The following is a 14,472-nucleotide window of genomic DNA, read 5'->3' on the forward strand; positions in this document are numbered from 1 at the left end:
CCAGCGTCACGAACCGACAGGATCGATCCTCCGCCTTGAAGACCACTCAGCAGCATCTGGAATTCACCGCACCGCGCGACGACAACGCGCGGCTCGCCAACCTCTGCGGCCCGCTCGACGAAAATCTGCGGCAGATCGAGCAGGCGCTCGACGTGACGCTGCAACGCCGTGGCCACCGCATCACGATCCGCGGGCGCGGCGCGAAACTCGCGCTCACCGCGCTCGAAAACTTCTACAACAACGCGCGCGAGCCGCTGTCGGTCGACGACATCCAGCTCGCGCTCGTCGAAGTGCGCCACCCGGCGCGGCATCGCACGAACGGCAACGGCAACGGCCATGGCGATGCGGCGGTCGATCCGCGCTTTCCCGGCAATCCCGATCATCCGTTCGACGAACCCGCCGACAACGGCGAGGACGACCTCGAAGAGTTGGGCCCGAAGCTGTACACGCGGCGCGCCGATCTGCGCGGCCGCACGCCGGCGCAACGCGACTATCTGAAGCAGATCATCTCGCACGACGTGACCTTCGGCGTCGGTCCGGCGGGCACGGGCAAGACCTATCTGGCGGTGGCTTGCGCAGTGGACGCGCTGGAGCGCGATCAGGTCAAGCGCATCGTGCTGACGCGGCCGGCTGTCGAAGCCGGCGAGCGTCTCGGCTTCCTGCCGGGCGATCTGGCGCAGAAGGTCGATCCGTATCTGCGCCCGCTCTACGACGCGCTGTACGACCTGCTCGGCTTCGACAAGACCGCGAAGATGTTCGAGCGGCAGATGATCGAAATCGCGCCGCTCGCATACATGCGCGGGCGCACGCTGAATCATGCGTTCATCATTCTCGACGAGGCGCAGAACACCACGCCCGAACAGATGAAGATGTTCCTCACGCGCATCGGCTTCGGCTCGAAGGCGGTGGTCACGGGCGACACGACCCAGGTCGACTTGCCGCGCGGCGCGAAGAGCGGGCTGATCGAAGCGCAGCAGGTGCTGTCGGATGTGCGCGGCATTGCGCTCACGCGCTTCACCAGTGCGGACGTGGTGCGGCATCCGCTGGTCGCGCGAATTGTGGAGGCGTACGATGCGCATTCGCAGAAAACGGCCAATCCGGCGGATTCGCGCTGAGCCGCGCCCATTTGCGTCGAGCCGCGCCGAATGCCACGGCATAGGCCGCGGAAAACAAAGCAACAAGAGCAACAAAATCCATCACGCATGAGCCGCGCCCCGAAACTGACGTTGAATCTGCAATTCCCCGCCGCCAAAGCCTGGCCGGAACACAAGGCGCTGCTGCCGCGCGCCGCCGTGGCCGGCTGGATCAAGGCGGCGCTTTTCGCGGACGGCGAGCTGACCGTGCGTTTCGTCGATGCCGAAGAAGGCCGCACGCTGAATCGCACCTATCGCGGCAAGGACTATCCGACCAACGTGCTGACCTTCGCCTACGCCGAATCGGAAGACGATCCGGTGACGGGCGACCTGATCCTGTGCTGCCCGGTGGTCGAACAGGAAGCCGCCGAGCAGAACAAGCCGCTGATCGCGCACTACGCGCATCTGCTGGTGCACGGCACGCTCCATGCCCAGGGCTACGACCACGAAGTCGAGGAAGAAGCCGAGGAAATGGAAGCGCTCGAAACGGAAATCCTCGGCAAGCTGGGTTTTCCCGATCCGTACCAATAGCCGCCGCCAACCCCGTTCAAACCGACCGTGAGCACCTCTTCCCCCGAAGCCGACACGCGAACGCCCTGCCCCGACTATCCGCCGGCGCTCGGCGAATCGCGGCTCCTGACGGACGAGGAACTGCGCGCGTCGCTCGAATGCACGTTGCGCGATTGGGACCGCGCAAGCGATCTGTGGCTGTTCGGCTATGGCTCGCTGATCTGGAACCCCGGCCTGCCGACGCTCGAAGCCACCCGCTCCAAGGTGCACGGCTATCACCGCGGGCTGTATTTGTGGTCGCGCGTGAATCGCGGCACGCCCGAGCAGCCTGGCCTCGTGCTCGCGCTCGATCGCGGCGGCTCGTGCACCGGCATCGCGTTCCGCCTCGCCGCGGAGGGCGCGATGCCGCATCTGGAAGCGCTTTGGCGCCGCGAAATGGCGATGGGTTCGTACCGCCCGGCATGGCTGCCGTGCGTGCTCGCCGACGGCCGGCGCGTCGACGCGCTCGCCTTCGTGATGCGCCGCGACGTGCCGAGTTACACCGGCAAGCTGCAAGACGAGGTCGTCAAAACGGTATTCGGCTGCGCGTGCGGACGCTACGGCACGACGCTCGACTATGTCAGCCGCACGGTCCACGCGCTGCGCGAAAGCGGCATGCCCGACCGTGCGCTCGAAGCGCTGCTCGAACGGTGTCAGGCGGCCGGGCAAGCGGACGGCCGCCGCTCGAACCAGTGAGTTGTTTGCGCGCTCATCGGCGCGCCGCCGGTGAGGCCTGTGTGAAACCCCTGCGCGGTCGCCGAACGCGGTAACCGCCGATGCGCCGCCCGCCTGCCGAACGGAACGCGCCCGCCGCAAGCATGCTCATCGCGTAACCAGCCGCGCTTTTTTGCTTCGGAACGCTTTTCCCCGCGTAATCAGTTAGGATTGACCTACGCTTCGCCTGCGCGACGGGGCGGTTTCACCGTTGCTTCACTCATCGCCAGCCAGGCGGGACACGGTCCTGCCATGTGCGTGGTGTATCCTTAATGCTCTGCAACAGCGCGCCCAGTCTTGCCGGGCGCACTACCATGAACGACACGTATCCCAGTCGACGCCAACTCGACAAACCGCACGAAAAACGCTCACTTCTCGAGCGTCTGACCGACTTCATTTCGCCCGAGCCCGACTCGCGCGCCGAACTTCTGGAAATCCTGCAGGACGCGCACGAGCGCAACCTGATCGACGCCGACTCGCTGTCGATGATCGAAGGCGTATTCCAGGTCTCCGAACTCAGCGCGCGCGACATCATGGTGCCGCGCGCGCAAATGGACGCGATCAACATCGCGGAAAGCCCTGCGGAATTCATTCCCTACGTGCTGGAAAAAGCGCACTCGCGCTATCCGGTCTACGAAGGCAATCGCGACAACATCATCGGCGTGCTGCTCGCCAAGGACCTGCTGCGCTATTACGCCGAAGAGGAATTCGACGTGCGCGGCATGCTGCGCCCCGCCGTCTTCATTCCTGAATCGAAGCGCCTGAACGTGCTGCTGCACGATTTCCGCGTGAATCGCAATCACCTCGCGGTGGTGGTCGACGAATACGGCGGCGTGGCCGGCCTGATCACGATCGAGGACGTGCTGGAGCAGATCGTCGGCGACATCGAGGACGAATACGATTTCGACGAGGAAAGCGGCAACATCATCGCGTCGCCGGACGGGCGTTTCCGCGTTCGCGCGCTCACCGAGATCGAGCAGTTCAACGAGGCCTTCGGCACCCATTACTCGGACGAGGAAGTCGATACGATCGGCGGCCTCGTCACGCATCACTTCGGGCGAGTGCCGCATCGCGGCGAAAAGGTCCGCCTCGACGACCTGATCTTCGAAATTCTGCGCGGTGACGCCCGCCAGATTCACATGCTGCTGGTGCGCCGCGATCCGCTCGCCGGCCAGCGCGAGCGCGAAGCCCAGCACGTTCAGACCTGACCGGCTTCGTTTCTTCGCTTCCCAACTCCTCACGCCGACCGCGCAATAATGGCCGACCCGATTACCACCCGTTCGCGCAGCGGCGTGAGCGCCGCTGCCGCCGACACCCGCGGCCGCGCACTCCCCCGCTGGCATTACCTCGTCGCACTGGCCGCCGGTGCGGCGAACACGCTGTCGTTCGCGCCCACGCCGCATGGCGGCTGGCTCGAACTCGTCATCTTCACGTTCTTTTTCGCGTGGCTCACGCGCAGCACCGGCTGGAAAAGCGCCGCGCTGACGGGCGGCGCCTTCGGCTTCGGCAACTTCGTCTCGGGCGTCTGGTGGCTGTACGTCAGCATGCACGACTACGGCGGCATGGCCGCGCCGCTCGCGGGCGCGGCGGTGGTGCTGTTCTCCTTGTATCTGGCGCTCTATCCCGCGCTGGCTGCGGGCGTATGGTCGTTTTGCGCCGGCCACGCGCGCAACGGCGCGTCGGCCTCCGACAAACCGTTTTCGCCGACGTGGCACGGCGCGCTCGCCTTCGCGAGCGCCTGGGCGATTAGCGAATGGCTGCGCGGCCTGATATTCACCGGTTTTCCGTGGCTCGCGAGCGGTTATGCGCAAGTGGATGGACCGTTCGCCGGTTTCGCGCCGGTGGCGGGCGTGTATGGCGTCGGCTGGATATTGGCGCTGACGGCGGCGCTGATCGTGCAGGCGCTGCTGCCGCTGCTGCCCGCGCGCGTGTTGGCCGACAGCGGCGGCAGTCAGCCCACCGGCTCTGAACGCAGCATTGCGCGCATCGCGGTTCCCGGCGGCATGGCCTTGGCGCTGATCGCGGCCGGCCTGCTGCTGCCGCTCGTGCAATGGACGGTGCCCGCCAACGCGCCACTGACGGTGCGCCTCCTGCAAGGCGACGTCAAACAGGAAATGAAGTTCGAGGAATCCGGCATGCGCGCCGCGATCGAGCAGTATCAGCAGATGATTACGTCGAAGCCCGCCGACCTCATCATCACGCCGGAAACCGCCATTCCCGTGCTCGCGCAGCAGTTGCCGCCGCGGTTCGCGTCGGCGGTGCGCGATTTCTCGGATTCGACCGGCAGCGCGATCCTGTTCGGCGCGATCGGCGGCACCATCACGCCGGAAGGCCGGGTGGTCGACTATACGAACAGTCTGTTCGGCGTCACGCCCGGCACCCGCGACGTGTATCGCTACGACAAACATCACCTCGTGCCGTTCGGCGAATTCGTGCCGTGGGGCTTTCGCTGGTTCGTCAATCTGATGAGCATCCCGCTTGGCGATTTCGCGCGCGGCGCGCCGGTGCAGAAGCCGTTCATCGTGCATAACCAGCCGGTCGCGGTCGACATCTGCTACGAGGACATTTTCGGCGAGGAGATCGCGCGCACCATCCGCGAGAGCGACACGCCGGCCGGCGTGCTGATCAACTCCACCAACCTCGCCTGGTTCGGCGACACCATCGCGCTCGACCAGCATCTGCAGATCGCGCGCATGCGTTCGCTGGAGACGGGCCGGCCCATGCTGCGTGCCACCAACACCGGTATGACCGCCGCGATCGACGCCAACGGCAAGGTGCTCGGACGGCTGACGCCGTACACGATCGGCTCGCTCGATCTGACGGTGCAAGGCACTTCGGGCAGCACGCCCTATGTGACGAGCGGCAACAATACGGTGCTGGCCGTTTCGTTGCTGCTGCTGGCGTTCGGGTTTGCATTCGGGCCGGGGATAACGCGGCGCCGGAATGGAAACAATAAGCCGCAGTAAATCCTGCGTCACCGCGCCGTCCGTTTATACGTGAAAGCGGCGCGGTGAATTCATCGCCGAACATCAACCGTCAATAGAAAAACGCGCGCTGACGGGATTCCGCCAGCGCGCGTTTTCCATAAATCAGGCGTTACTGATTCGAAGCGATCCGCTGCTGAATATGCTGCGCACGCGCCGGTGAAGCGGGATGCGAACTCAATATGCTCGATTTGCCGCCGTCCGCCTGCGCGAGTTTGTTAAATGCCGTCACCAATCCCGACGGATCGAGCTTCTTCTTTTTCTGCAAATCGAACGAATAATCGTCGGCCGCGCTTTCCTGCGCTTGCGAGAATTGCGCGTTAATCAGCTTCTCGGAAAACTCGCCGAGCTGCGAACCGGACAGCGCCGCCGCCACGCCGCCCGTTGAAGACGCCACCGAGCGCACCGCCGAGGTCGCGTATGCGACCTGCATCGCCTTCTTCGTATGGCCCAATGCCACGTGGCCCATTTCGTGGCCGACCACGCCGCGCACTTCGCTGTCGTTCATCATGTCCATCAGGCCGCTATAGACGCGCACACAGCCGTTGGCCATTGCCCAGGCGTTGACGTCCTTCGTGAGATACACCTTGTAGTTCACCGGCGTGCCGTTGATGTTGTCGCCCAGTTGCGCGGCGATCTTGTCGAGGCGCTTCTGGTACTTGCTGTTCGGCGCGGCGATCTTGTTTTCGCTGTCCAGTTGCGCGCAGGACTTGTCGCTCAGCGCGCGCACGTCGGTGTCGCTCAAGGTGGCGGCCTGGGTGGCCAACTGGCCGGACTGGATCAAGGCGGACGGATCGACATTGCCGACACTGGAGCATGCGGCAAGCAACGCGAACGCCGAAGCGGCGATGACGAGGCGATACTGTTTCATCGTGGAAGTCTCTTTGCGATGTTATTGATTTCGGCGACGCGCTTTTAATGCGCCGCCCCATTCGCAATGGCCGCCTACTGCCGACAAATAAAATCAGTGTATGTCGATTGCATCAGCCATTGCGCCACGCGCGCAGACAAAAAAAACGCCTGACGAGCAGGCGTTTTTTACCACGATGCAAGGTTTTATTCATGCTTTTGCAAGCTTGAGTGACCTCAATTTTCAAAGTTGCCGCGAATTCGGGCAAGCATTCGTTCACGACGGCCGCATCGCTGGCGCGGTGCTTACTCGCTGCTTATGCGGTTCTGATTCGCTTCTTATTCCCCGTGTACGCCGATAACCGCCCGTTCAATTCGCCGGCACGGTGTCGATAAACGACTGGCGCAGCGAAAGCTTCTGAAAATGCTTGTCCAGATTCGGATACGGTTCACGCCAGTTCAACTCGGGCATGCGGAAGTCGAGGTAGCCCAGCGCGCAGCCCACCGCGATGTCCGCGAGCGTGTAGTGATTGCCCGCGCACCACGGCTTGCTGCCCAAACCCTGCGACATCGCGATCAGGCTTTCGTCGATCTTGCGCTGCTGCCGCGCGACCCAGGCTTCCACGCGCTGCTCGGGCGCGCGCTGCGTGCCTTCGAGACGAATCAGCACTGCCGCGTCCAGCATGCCGTCGGCGAGCGCCTCCCAGCAACGCACCTCGACACGCTCGCGCCCCGACTGGGGAATCAGCTTGCCGACCGGCGACAGCGTGTCCACGTATTCACAGATCACCCGCGAGTCGAACACCGCTTCGCCATCTTCCATCACGAGGCAGGGCACCTTGCCGAGCGGATTGAAGGTGTGAATCTTCGTGTCCGGCGCCCAGACGTTCTCGGGCACCAGTTCGTAGTCGATCTTCTTGTCGGCCAGCACGATCCGCGCTTTACGCACGAAGGGGCTGGCGAGCGAACCGATGAGTTTCATCATGACCATCTGCCTTTTCTTGAATTCGGCGAAAGTATAAGGGCTTGGCGGCATTCCCGAGCAGCACGCCGCATGTTCGCGAGCCGCATGCAGACTCGCTGTGGATGGATTGCAACATTGCCCCGTCGCTCGCGCTGCGTCTAGCCGGCCGAACGGCCAACGCGGCGGCAAGGGGCGCGCGGACGGCATGCACGGGCGGCCATCGCGCTGTCTTACGGTTGGCGCGGTGCAGCGGCCACGGGGGCCGGGCGGCGGCCTCCAGCACGTCGTGGGCTCGGCCGCCGTCACGGGCCTGCGCGCCAGTAGCCCCGCCAAATAGGTCGCGGCATTGGGCGCTACAATCGCACGATGAACCAGCCGACCGAACCCACCATCGCCATCGACGTCTACCGCACGCGCCGCGAGCGCGTACTCGCCGCGCTGCGCGCCGCGGGCGGCGGCGTCGCCATCGTCCCCACCGCGCCCGAAACGGTGCGCAACCGTGACGCCGACTATCCGTACCGGCACGACAGCTACTTCTATTACCTGACCGGCTTCACCGAACCCGAGGCATTGCTGGTGCTCGACGCCAGCGCCGCGACCGGCGAGCCGGCGTCGATCCTGTTCTGCCGCGAGAAAAACGTCGAGCGCGAGACGTGGGAAGGCTTCCGCTTCGGCCCGGAAGGCGCGCGCGCGGCGTTCGGCTTCGACGCCGCATTCGCCGTCGGCGAAATCGATGCGCAACTGCCTCGGCTTCTCGCCGACAAGCCGTCGGTGCATTACGCGCTCGGCACGTCGGCGCAACTGGATGAGCAAGTGCGCGGCTGGCTTGAGGCGGTGCGCGCGCAGGGCCGCAGCGGCGTCGCGGCGCCCGGCGCCGCGCGCGACCTGATGCCGCTGCTCGACGACATGCGGCTCTTCAAGGATGACCACGAACTCGCCGTCATGCGCCGCGCGGGGCGGATTTCCGCGCAAGCGCATCGCCGCGCGATGGCCGCGTGCCGCCCCGGCGTGCGCGAGTACGAACTCGAAGCCGAGCTGCTCTACACGTTCCGCAAATTCGGCGCGCAGGCGCCGGCTTACACGTCGATCGTCGCGGCGGGCGCCAACGCTTGCGTGCTGCATTACCCGGCAGGCAACGCGATTGCCCGGGACGGCGACCTGATCCTGATCGACGCGGCGTGCGAACTCGACGGCTACGCGTCCGACATCACCCGCACCTTTCCGGCGAGCGGCCGCTTCACGCCGGCGCAGCGCGAACTCTACGACATCGTGCTGGCCGCGCAGCAGGCCGCCGTCGACGCCACGCGTCCCGGCGCCAGCTTCGACGAGCCGCACCAGGCCGCCGTGCGCGTGCTGTCGCAAGGCTTGCTCGACACCGGCATCGTCGAACGCACGAAGTTCGCCTCGGTCGACGACGTGATCGCCGAGCGCGCCTACGCGCCCTTCTACATGCACCGCACCGGCCACTGGCTCGGCATGGACGTGCACGATGTCGGCGACTACCGCGAGCGCGGCGCGCCGCGCGACGAAGCGGGCGCGCTGCCGTGGCGCACGCTGCAGGCGTCGATGACGCTGACCGTCGAGCCGGGCCTGTACATCCGTGCGGCCGAAGGCGTGCCGGAGCGCTACTGGAATATCGGCATCCGCATCGAGGACGACGCGATCGTCACGCCGACCGGCTGCGAGCTGATGACGCGCGACGTGCCGGTGGCCGCCGACGAGATCGAGGCGCTCATGCAGGAAGCCCGCGCGACCCATGAAACGAGGACGTAATCCGCGATGAACGACGTTTCCCAGTCGGCGGTGATTCTGAAGCCCGCCGCCTCCGCTCAGTCATTCGATTTCGACGTGACGATCGTCGGCGCCGGTCCGGTCGGACTGGCGCTCGCCGGCTGGCTGTCGCGCCGCAGCGCGACGCATGCGCTCAAGATCGCGCTCGTCGACGCGCGCGAGCCGGAGGATTCGATCGCCGATCCGCGCGCGATCGCCGTGTCGCACGGCAGCCGGATGATTCTGGAGCCGCTGAACTGGCCCGCCGACGCCACCGCGATCGAACGCATTCACGTGTCGCAGCGCGGACACTTCGGCCGCACGCTGATCGACCAGCGCGAGCACGGCTTGCCGGCGCTCGGCTACGTGCTGCGCTACGGCTCGATCGTCCACGGTCTCGCGCAAGCGGTGCATGCCACGCCCGTGCACTGGTTCCGCTCCACCTCCGCCGCCGCGCCGACGCAGGAACACGACGGCGTCACGCTGCCGATCGAAACCGCGGGCGTCACGCGGCATTTGCGCAGCCGCATTCTGGTGAACGCCGAAGGCGGCCTGTTCGGCGATCAGAAGAAAGCCGGCAAGAGCGCGGCGGCGGGCGACACGCGCGACTACGGGCAAACCGCGCTGGTCGGCACGGTCAGCGCATCGGCGCCGCAGCCGCACGTGGCGTGGGAGCGCTTCACGTCCCAAGGGCCGATCGCGCTCCTGCCGATGGGCGGCGTGCGCGGCGCGGATTACGCGCTGGTGTGGTGCTGCGCGCCCGAGGAAGCCGCGCGCCGCACGCAGCTTTCCGACGACGAATTCCTGCGCGAACTCGGCGCCGCCTTCGGCGACCGGATGGGCCGCTTCACGCAGATCCGGGGACGCGCGTCGTTTCCGCTCGGACTGAACGCGGTGGATACGCTCGTGAAGGGCCGCATCGTCGCGATCGGCAACGCGGCGCAGACGCTGCATCCGGTGGCGGGCCAGGGTTTGAATCTCGGCCTGCGCGACGCGCACGCGCTCGCCGACGCGCTATCCGCGGAAGGCCCGACGCCGCTCGCCCTCGCGACCTTCGCGCAACGCCGCGCGCTCGACCGGCGCATGACGATCGGCGCCACCGACACGCTCGCGCGACTGTTCACCATCGACTTTGCGCCGCTCGCGATCATGCGCGGCCTCGCGCTCACCGCGCTCGAATTCGTGCCGCCGGTGAAAACCGCGCTGGCGCGTCAGATGATGTTCGGACAGCGCCGCTGAGTGCACCGCCCGCTTGCGCCGCGCGGTTTTTTTGCGCGGTTTTCCGGGCGCTTGGAGCAAGCGGCGCAAACGGCGGCGGCTCTATGAACCGGCCCGCTTTCATAGAAGATTTAATAGGTTACGGTCGACACATGTCGAATCCCGGTTACCTGTTAACGCTAAAATAGCGGTTTTCCCTTGCATTTCGCGAACGCTCCGATTGACGAAGCTGAACAATCGGTTGCGCGCGCGTCCACGTCATGCCCACTCTCGGCTCCCACAATCTGCGTAACAACCTGTTCGTCGCCCCGATGGCCGGCGTGACCGACCGGCCGTTCCGGCAGCTCTGCAAGCGGCTGGGCGCGGGCTATGCGGTGTCGGAAATGGTCGCCTCGAACGCGCAGTTGTGGAAAAGCGAAAAGACCATGCGCCGCGCCAATCACGCGGGCGAGGTCGAGCCGATCGCCGTGCAGATCGCCGGCGCCGATCCGGCCATGATGGCCGAGGCGGCCCGCTACAACGTGGCGAACGGCGCGCAGATCATCGACATCAACATGGGCTGTCCGGCCAAGAAGGTGTGCAACGTGGCGGCGGGTTCGGCGCTGTTGCAGAACGAACCGCTGGTGCAGCGCATCGTCGAGGCGGTGGTGGGCGCGGTGGGCGTCGGGCCCGACGCGGTGCCCGTCACGCTGAAGATCCGCACCGGCTGGGATCGCGACAACCGGAACGCGCTCACCATCGCGCGCCTCGCCGAAGCCGCCGGCATTTCGATGCTGACCGTGCACGGCCGCACGCGCGCCGACCTGTATCACGGCGAGGCCGAGTACGACACCATCGCCGCGGTGAAGGCGGCGGTGCGCATTCCGGTGGTCGCCAACGGCGACATCACGTCGCCGCAAAAAGCGCGCGAAGTGCTCGCCGCCACCGGCGCCGACGCGATCATGATCGGCCGCGCCGCGCAAGGGCGCCCGTGGCTGTTCCGCGAGATCGAGCATTTCCTGCAAACGGGTGAGTTGCTGCCGCCGCCGCGCATCGACGAAATCCAGCAGGTGATGAACGAGCATCTCGAGGATCACTACGCGTTCTACGGCGAATTTACCGGTGTGCGCACTGCGCGCAAGCACATCGGCTGGTACACTCGCGGCCTTTCTGGCGCCAACGTGTTCCGGCATCGCATGAATACGCTGGACACCACGCGCGAACAACTCCTCGCCGTCAACGAATTCTTCGACGCACAGAAGGCGATCTCCGAGCGCCTCGTCTACGTCGACGAAACGCTCGACAACAACGACGGCGAGCCGGACCATACCGACCGACTAGCAGCATGAGCAAGAACAACATCGAACAATCTGTCCGCGACAGCCTGGGCATCTATTTCCAGGATCTCGACGGCTCCAATCCGCACGACGTCTACGACATGGTCATTTCATGTGTGGAAAAACCTTTGCTCGAAGTGGTGCTCGAGCAGGCCGGCGGCAATCAGTCGCTGGCCGCCGAGTATCTCGGCATCAACCGCAATACGCTGCGCAAGAAGCTGCAACAGCACGGTTTGTTGTAGCGCGTCGTCATTTCTTCGCGCCCTGCCACGTTTCCCTTCGGCTTTTCGTCTTCATCATGATCAAGCAAGCGCTCATCTCCGTTTCCGACAAGTCCGGCATCGTCGACTTCGCCAAGTCGCTGTCGGACCTCGGCGTCAAGATCCTGTCGACCGGCGGCACCGCGAAACTGCTCGCGGACGCGGGCCTCTCCGTCACCGAAGTCGCGGATTACACCGGCTTCCCGGAAATGCTGGACGGGCGCGTGAAAACGCTGCACCCCAAGGTGCACGGCGGCATTCTCGCGCGCCGCGATCTGCCGGAGCACATGGCCGCGCTCGAAAAGCACGACATTCCGACAATCGACCTGCTGGTCGTGAACCTGTACCCGTTCGTGCAGACGGTGTCGAAGGAAGCGTGCTCGCTGGAAGACGCGATCGAGAACATCGACATCGGCGGCCCGACCATGCTGCGCTCGGCTGCGAAGAATCATCGCGACGTGACGGTGGTGGTCGACCCGGCGGACTACGCGGTGGTGCTCGAGGAGATGCGCGCGAACGGCAACGCGGTGTCGTACAAGACGAACTTCCGCCTCGCCACCAAGGTATTCGCGCACACCGCGCGATACGACGGCGCGATCACGAACTACCTGACGAGCCTGACCGACGAATTGCAACACGCGTCGCGCAACACGTATCCGTCCACCTTCAATCTCGCGTTCGACAAGGTGCAGGACCTGCGCTACGGCGAAAACCCGCACCAGAGCGCCGCGTTCTATCGCGACCTGTCCGTGCCGGCCGGCGCGCTCGCGAACTACAACCAGTTGCAAGGCAAGGAACTGTCGTACAACAACATCGCGGATTCCGACGCGGCGTGGGAATGCGTGAAGACCTTCGACGTGCCGGCCTGCGTGATCGTCAAGCACGCCAATCCGTGCGGCGTGGCGGTGGGCGCGGACGCGAACGAAGCGTATGCCAAGGCGTTCCAGACCGACCCGACCTCGGCGTTCGGCGGCATCATCGCGTTCAACCGCGAAGTGGACGAAGCGGCGGCGCAAGCCGTGGCCAAGCAGTTCGTCGAAGTGCTGATCGCGCCGTCGTTCAGCGTCGAGGCTCGGCAAGTGTTCGCGGCGAAGCAGAACGTGCGTCTGCTGGAAATCGCTCTGGGCGAAGGCCATAACGCGTTCGATCTGAAGCGCGTCGGCGGCGGTCTGCTGGTGCAGTCGCTCGATTCGAAGAACGTGCAGCCGCGTGAATTGCGCGTGGTCACGAAGCGTCACCCGACGCCGAAGGAAATGGACGATCTGCTGTTCGCGTGGCGCGTCGCGAAGTATGTGAAGTCGAACGCCATCGTGTTCTGCGGCAACGGCATGACGCTCGGCGTCGGCGCGGGCCAGATGAGCCGCGTCGATTCCGCGCGCATCGCGAGCATCAAGGCGCAGAACGCCGGTTTGACGCTGACCGGTTCGGCCGTGGCGTCGGACGCGTTCTTCCCGTTCCGCGACGGTCTGGATGTGGTGGTGGCCGCGGGCGCGACCTGCGTGATCCAGCCGGGCGGCTCCATGCGCGACGACGAAGTGGTCGGCGCGGCGGACGAGCACAACATCGCGATGGTGTTGACCGGGGTGCGGCACTTCCGGCATTGATTCCGGCTTTTGGGGCACGGCGCGCGGTTCGATTGGCGCATCGGTCACCCAGTTGGCTTGAATGAGACGGCTTGGTGGAGACTTCCATCAGGCCGTTTTTTGTTGCCTTCCCTCTGCGCTGCACCGTTCAATCGTCCGGGTCCTTTCTCTCGTAACCTCCGCTGACATCGGGATGCTGGCTGATGTAAGTGCTGAGCCCCTGCCCTCGTCGCGCGAGACGCTTGAGCGCGGCAACGTGCTTCACACCGACGCTCGCCTCCGTGTACCAATACGCGACGCCGGTCTTGAAACGGACCGCGACATAGTCGTCGCCAATCTCATACGCCGCGACGCCCGAATCGCCACTGACATTCCGATAGCGCTCCATCCGCGATGACCTCCCTGTACGCATGCAGCAGCAGTTTTTATTCCGCCGACATCGCCGCATGCCGGCCGCCGCGCGGCACGTTCGTTGTAGTATCGCAGGCACCAGCTTTTTACCGCGCGTGCGGCACTCCATGAGAATTCTCGGCATCGACCCCGGCTTGCGCGTGACCGGCTTCGGCGTGATCGATCAAAGCGGTCACACGCTCAGCTATGTCGCGAGCGGCGTCATCAAGACCGCCGACGCGGATCTGCCGTCGCGTCTCGGCACCATTTTCGAAGGCATCTCCACGCTGATTCGCCAGCATTCGCCGGATCAGTCGGCGATTGAAAAAGTGTTCGTCAACGTCAATCCGCAATCCACTTTGCTGCTCGGCCAGGCACGCGGCGCGGCAATCTGCGGACTGGTGGCGGGCGGCGTGCCGGTCGCCGAATACACCGCGTTGCAGTTGAAGCAGGCCGTGGTGGGCTACGGGCGCGCAACCAAGGAGCAGATGCAGCAGATGGTGGTGCGGCTGCTCAGTCTTTCCGGCGTACCCAGCACCGACGCCGCCGACGCGCTCGGCATGGCGATCTGCCACGCTCACGGCGGATCGACGCTGAGCACGCTCGGCGGCATCGCGCCTTCGCTGGCGAAGAAAGGGCTGCGCGTCAGGCGCGGACGCCTCGTCGGCTAAGCGAAAAAGCGCACGACGCGCCGCCCGCTCGCTGCGCTACACTCGCCCTTTCTCTCAAGAATGAACTCCCC

General features: G+C 65.3%; 15 protein-coding genes. 12 read left to right on the forward strand and 3 right to left on the reverse strand.

The window, feature by feature from the left end; all coding sequences use genetic code 11:
* Positions 1 to 35 precede the first annotated feature (35 nt).
* The 5 genes from BUE39_RS13005 to lnt all read left to right on the forward strand — a co-directional run bounded on the left by BUE39_RS13005 (position 36) and on the right by lnt (position 5,362).
* A complete protein-coding gene (locus tag BUE39_RS13005) occupies positions 36 to 1,115 on the forward strand; it encodes a PhoH family protein (protein ID WP_073429079.1) in 1,080 nt (359 codons plus the stop codon).
* A gap of 87 nt (positions 1,116 to 1,202) precedes the next feature.
* Complete coding sequence (ybeY, locus tag BUE39_RS13010; RefSeq protein ID WP_073429080.1) at positions 1,203 to 1,664, forward strand: rRNA maturation RNase YbeY; 462 nt, start codon at positions 1,203 to 1,205, stop codon at positions 1,662 to 1,664.
* Positions 1,665 to 1,691: 27 nt separating this feature from the next.
* A complete protein-coding gene (locus BUE39_RS13015) occupies positions 1,692 to 2,378 on the forward strand; it encodes a gamma-glutamylcyclotransferase (protein ID WP_073429081.1) in 687 nt (228 codons plus the stop codon).
* A 332-nt stretch (positions 2,379 to 2,710) separates the two neighbouring features.
* Positions 2,711 to 3,604 carry an HlyC/CorC family transporter gene (locus tag BUE39_RS13020; protein WP_073429082.1) on the forward strand — a complete coding sequence of 298 codons (894 nt, stop codon included), beginning with the start codon at positions 2,711 to 2,713 and terminating at the stop codon, positions 3,602 to 3,604.
* Between the two features lie 48 nt (positions 3,605 to 3,652).
* Positions 3,653 to 5,362, forward strand: a complete 1,710-nt coding sequence (gene lnt / locus BUE39_RS13025; protein ID WP_073429083.1) for an apolipoprotein N-acyltransferase — start codon at positions 3,653 to 3,655, stop codon at positions 5,360 to 5,362.
* Between the two features lie 130 nt (positions 5,363 to 5,492).
* On the opposite strand, the gene loiP is transcribed toward lnt, so the two are convergent.
* On the reverse strand, positions 5,493 to 6,251 hold the full coding sequence (gene loiP / locus BUE39_RS13030) for a metalloprotease LoiP (RefSeq protein ID WP_073429084.1): 759 nt from the start codon (positions 6,249 to 6,251) through the stop codon (positions 5,493 to 5,495).
* Positions 6,252 to 6,351: 100 nt separating this feature from the next.
* Between loiP and BUE39_RS34155 the strand changes: the two genes are divergently transcribed.
* On the forward strand, positions 6,352 to 6,591 hold the full coding sequence (locus BUE39_RS34155) for a hypothetical protein (protein WP_143031933.1): 240 nt from the start codon (positions 6,352 to 6,354) through the stop codon (positions 6,589 to 6,591).
* Positions 6,592 to 6,599: 8 nt separating this feature from the next.
* Here BUE39_RS34155 and BUE39_RS13035 read toward each other — a convergent pair whose 3' ends face one another.
* Positions 6,600 to 7,214 (reverse strand): glutathione S-transferase C-terminal domain-containing protein, encoded by a 615-nt coding sequence (locus BUE39_RS13035; RefSeq protein ID WP_176035726.1) that lies wholly within the window; start codon positions 7,212 to 7,214, stop codon positions 6,600 to 6,602.
* A gap of 345 nt (positions 7,215 to 7,559) precedes the next feature.
* Here BUE39_RS13035 and BUE39_RS13040 point away from each other — a divergent pair, with 345 nt between their 5' ends.
* The 5 genes from BUE39_RS13040 (at position 7,560) to purH (ending at position 13,361) form a co-directional block, all read left to right on the forward strand.
* Entirely contained in the window at positions 7,560 to 8,966 is a 1,407-nt protein-coding gene (locus BUE39_RS13040) for an aminopeptidase P N-terminal domain-containing protein (RefSeq protein ID WP_073429085.1), read from the forward strand.
* A gap of 6 nt (positions 8,967 to 8,972) precedes the next feature.
* Complete coding sequence (locus BUE39_RS13045; RefSeq protein ID WP_073429086.1) at positions 8,973 to 10,202, forward strand: UbiH/UbiF/VisC/COQ6 family ubiquinone biosynthesis hydroxylase; 1,230 nt, start codon at positions 8,973 to 8,975, stop codon at positions 10,200 to 10,202.
* A 239-nt stretch (positions 10,203 to 10,441) separates the two neighbouring features.
* Positions 10,442 to 11,509: a tRNA dihydrouridine synthase DusB gene (gene dusB, locus BUE39_RS13050; protein ID WP_073429087.1), complete on the forward strand. Its 1,068-nt coding sequence runs from the start codon at positions 10,442 to 10,444 to the stop codon at positions 11,507 to 11,509.
* Complete coding sequence (locus BUE39_RS13055; RefSeq protein WP_006049915.1) at positions 11,506 to 11,739, forward strand: Fis family transcriptional regulator; 234 nt, start codon at positions 11,506 to 11,508, stop codon at positions 11,737 to 11,739. The genes dusB and BUE39_RS13055 overlap by 4 nt, the downstream gene beginning before the upstream one ends.
* A gap of 56 nt (positions 11,740 to 11,795) precedes the next feature.
* Positions 11,796 to 13,361, forward strand: coding sequence for a bifunctional phosphoribosylaminoimidazolecarboxamide formyltransferase/IMP cyclohydrolase (purH, locus tag BUE39_RS13060; RefSeq protein WP_073429088.1), 1,566 nt, complete (start codon positions 11,796 to 11,798; stop codon positions 13,359 to 13,361).
* 127 nt (positions 13,362 to 13,488) lie between these two features.
* On the opposite strand, the gene BUE39_RS13065 is transcribed toward purH, so the two are convergent.
* On the reverse strand, positions 13,489 to 13,728 hold the full coding sequence (locus BUE39_RS13065) for a hypothetical protein (RefSeq protein ID WP_073429089.1): 240 nt from the start codon (positions 13,726 to 13,728) through the stop codon (positions 13,489 to 13,491).
* Between the two features lie 130 nt (positions 13,729 to 13,858).
* On the opposite strand from BUE39_RS13065, the gene ruvC reads away from it, so the two are divergent.
* On the forward strand, positions 13,859 to 14,401 hold the full coding sequence (ruvC, locus tag BUE39_RS13070) for a crossover junction endodeoxyribonuclease RuvC (RefSeq protein WP_073429090.1): 543 nt from the start codon (positions 13,859 to 13,861) through the stop codon (positions 14,399 to 14,401).
* Positions 14,402 to 14,472 lie beyond the last annotated feature (71 nt).

Source organism: Paraburkholderia terricola, from assembly GCF_900142195.1.
GTDB lineage: Bacteria > Pseudomonadota > Gammaproteobacteria > Burkholderiales > Burkholderiaceae > Paraburkholderia > Paraburkholderia terricola.

Bases quoted from the DNA above. Each gene is read 5' to 3' on its own strand.
- lnt (WP_073429083.1), top strand. From the start codon at position 3,653: ATGGCCGACCCGATTACCACCCGTTCGCGCAGCGGCGTGAGCGCCGCT.
- BUE39_RS13035 (WP_176035726.1), bottom strand. From the start codon at position 7,214: ATGATGAAACTCATCGGTTCGCTCGCCAGCCCCTTCGTGCGTAAAGCG.
- dusB (WP_073429087.1), top strand. From the start codon at position 10,442: ATGCCCACTCTCGGCTCCCACAATCTGCGTAACAACCTGTTCGTCGCC.
- BUE39_RS13040 (WP_073429085.1), top strand. From the start codon at position 7,560: ATGAACCAGCCGACCGAACCCACCATCGCCATCGACGTCTACCGCACG.
- ruvC (WP_073429090.1), top strand. From the start codon at position 13,859: ATGAGAATTCTCGGCATCGACCCCGGCTTGCGCGTGACCGGCTTCGGC.
- BUE39_RS13045 (WP_073429086.1), top strand. From the start codon at position 8,973: ATGAACGACGTTTCCCAGTCGGCGGTGATTCTGAAGCCCGCCGCCTCC.
- ybeY (WP_073429080.1), top strand. From the start codon at position 1,203: ATGAGCCGCGCCCCGAAACTGACGTTGAATCTGCAATTCCCCGCCGCC.
- loiP (WP_073429084.1), bottom strand. From the start codon at position 6,251: ATGAAACAGTATCGCCTCGTCATCGCCGCTTCGGCGTTCGCGTTGCTT.
- BUE39_RS13020 (WP_073429082.1), top strand. From the start codon at position 2,711: ATGAACGACACGTATCCCAGTCGACGCCAACTCGACAAACCGCACGAA.
- BUE39_RS13055 (WP_006049915.1), top strand. From the start codon at position 11,506: ATGAGCAAGAACAACATCGAACAATCTGTCCGCGACAGCCTGGGCATC.
- purH (WP_073429088.1), top strand. From the start codon at position 11,796: ATGATCAAGCAAGCGCTCATCTCCGTTTCCGACAAGTCCGGCATCGTC.
- BUE39_RS13065 (WP_073429089.1), bottom strand. From the start codon at position 13,728: ATGGAGCGCTATCGGAATGTCAGTGGCGATTCGGGCGTCGCGGCGTAT.
- BUE39_RS34155 (WP_143031933.1), top strand. From the start codon at position 6,352: ATGTCGATTGCATCAGCCATTGCGCCACGCGCGCAGACAAAAAAAACG.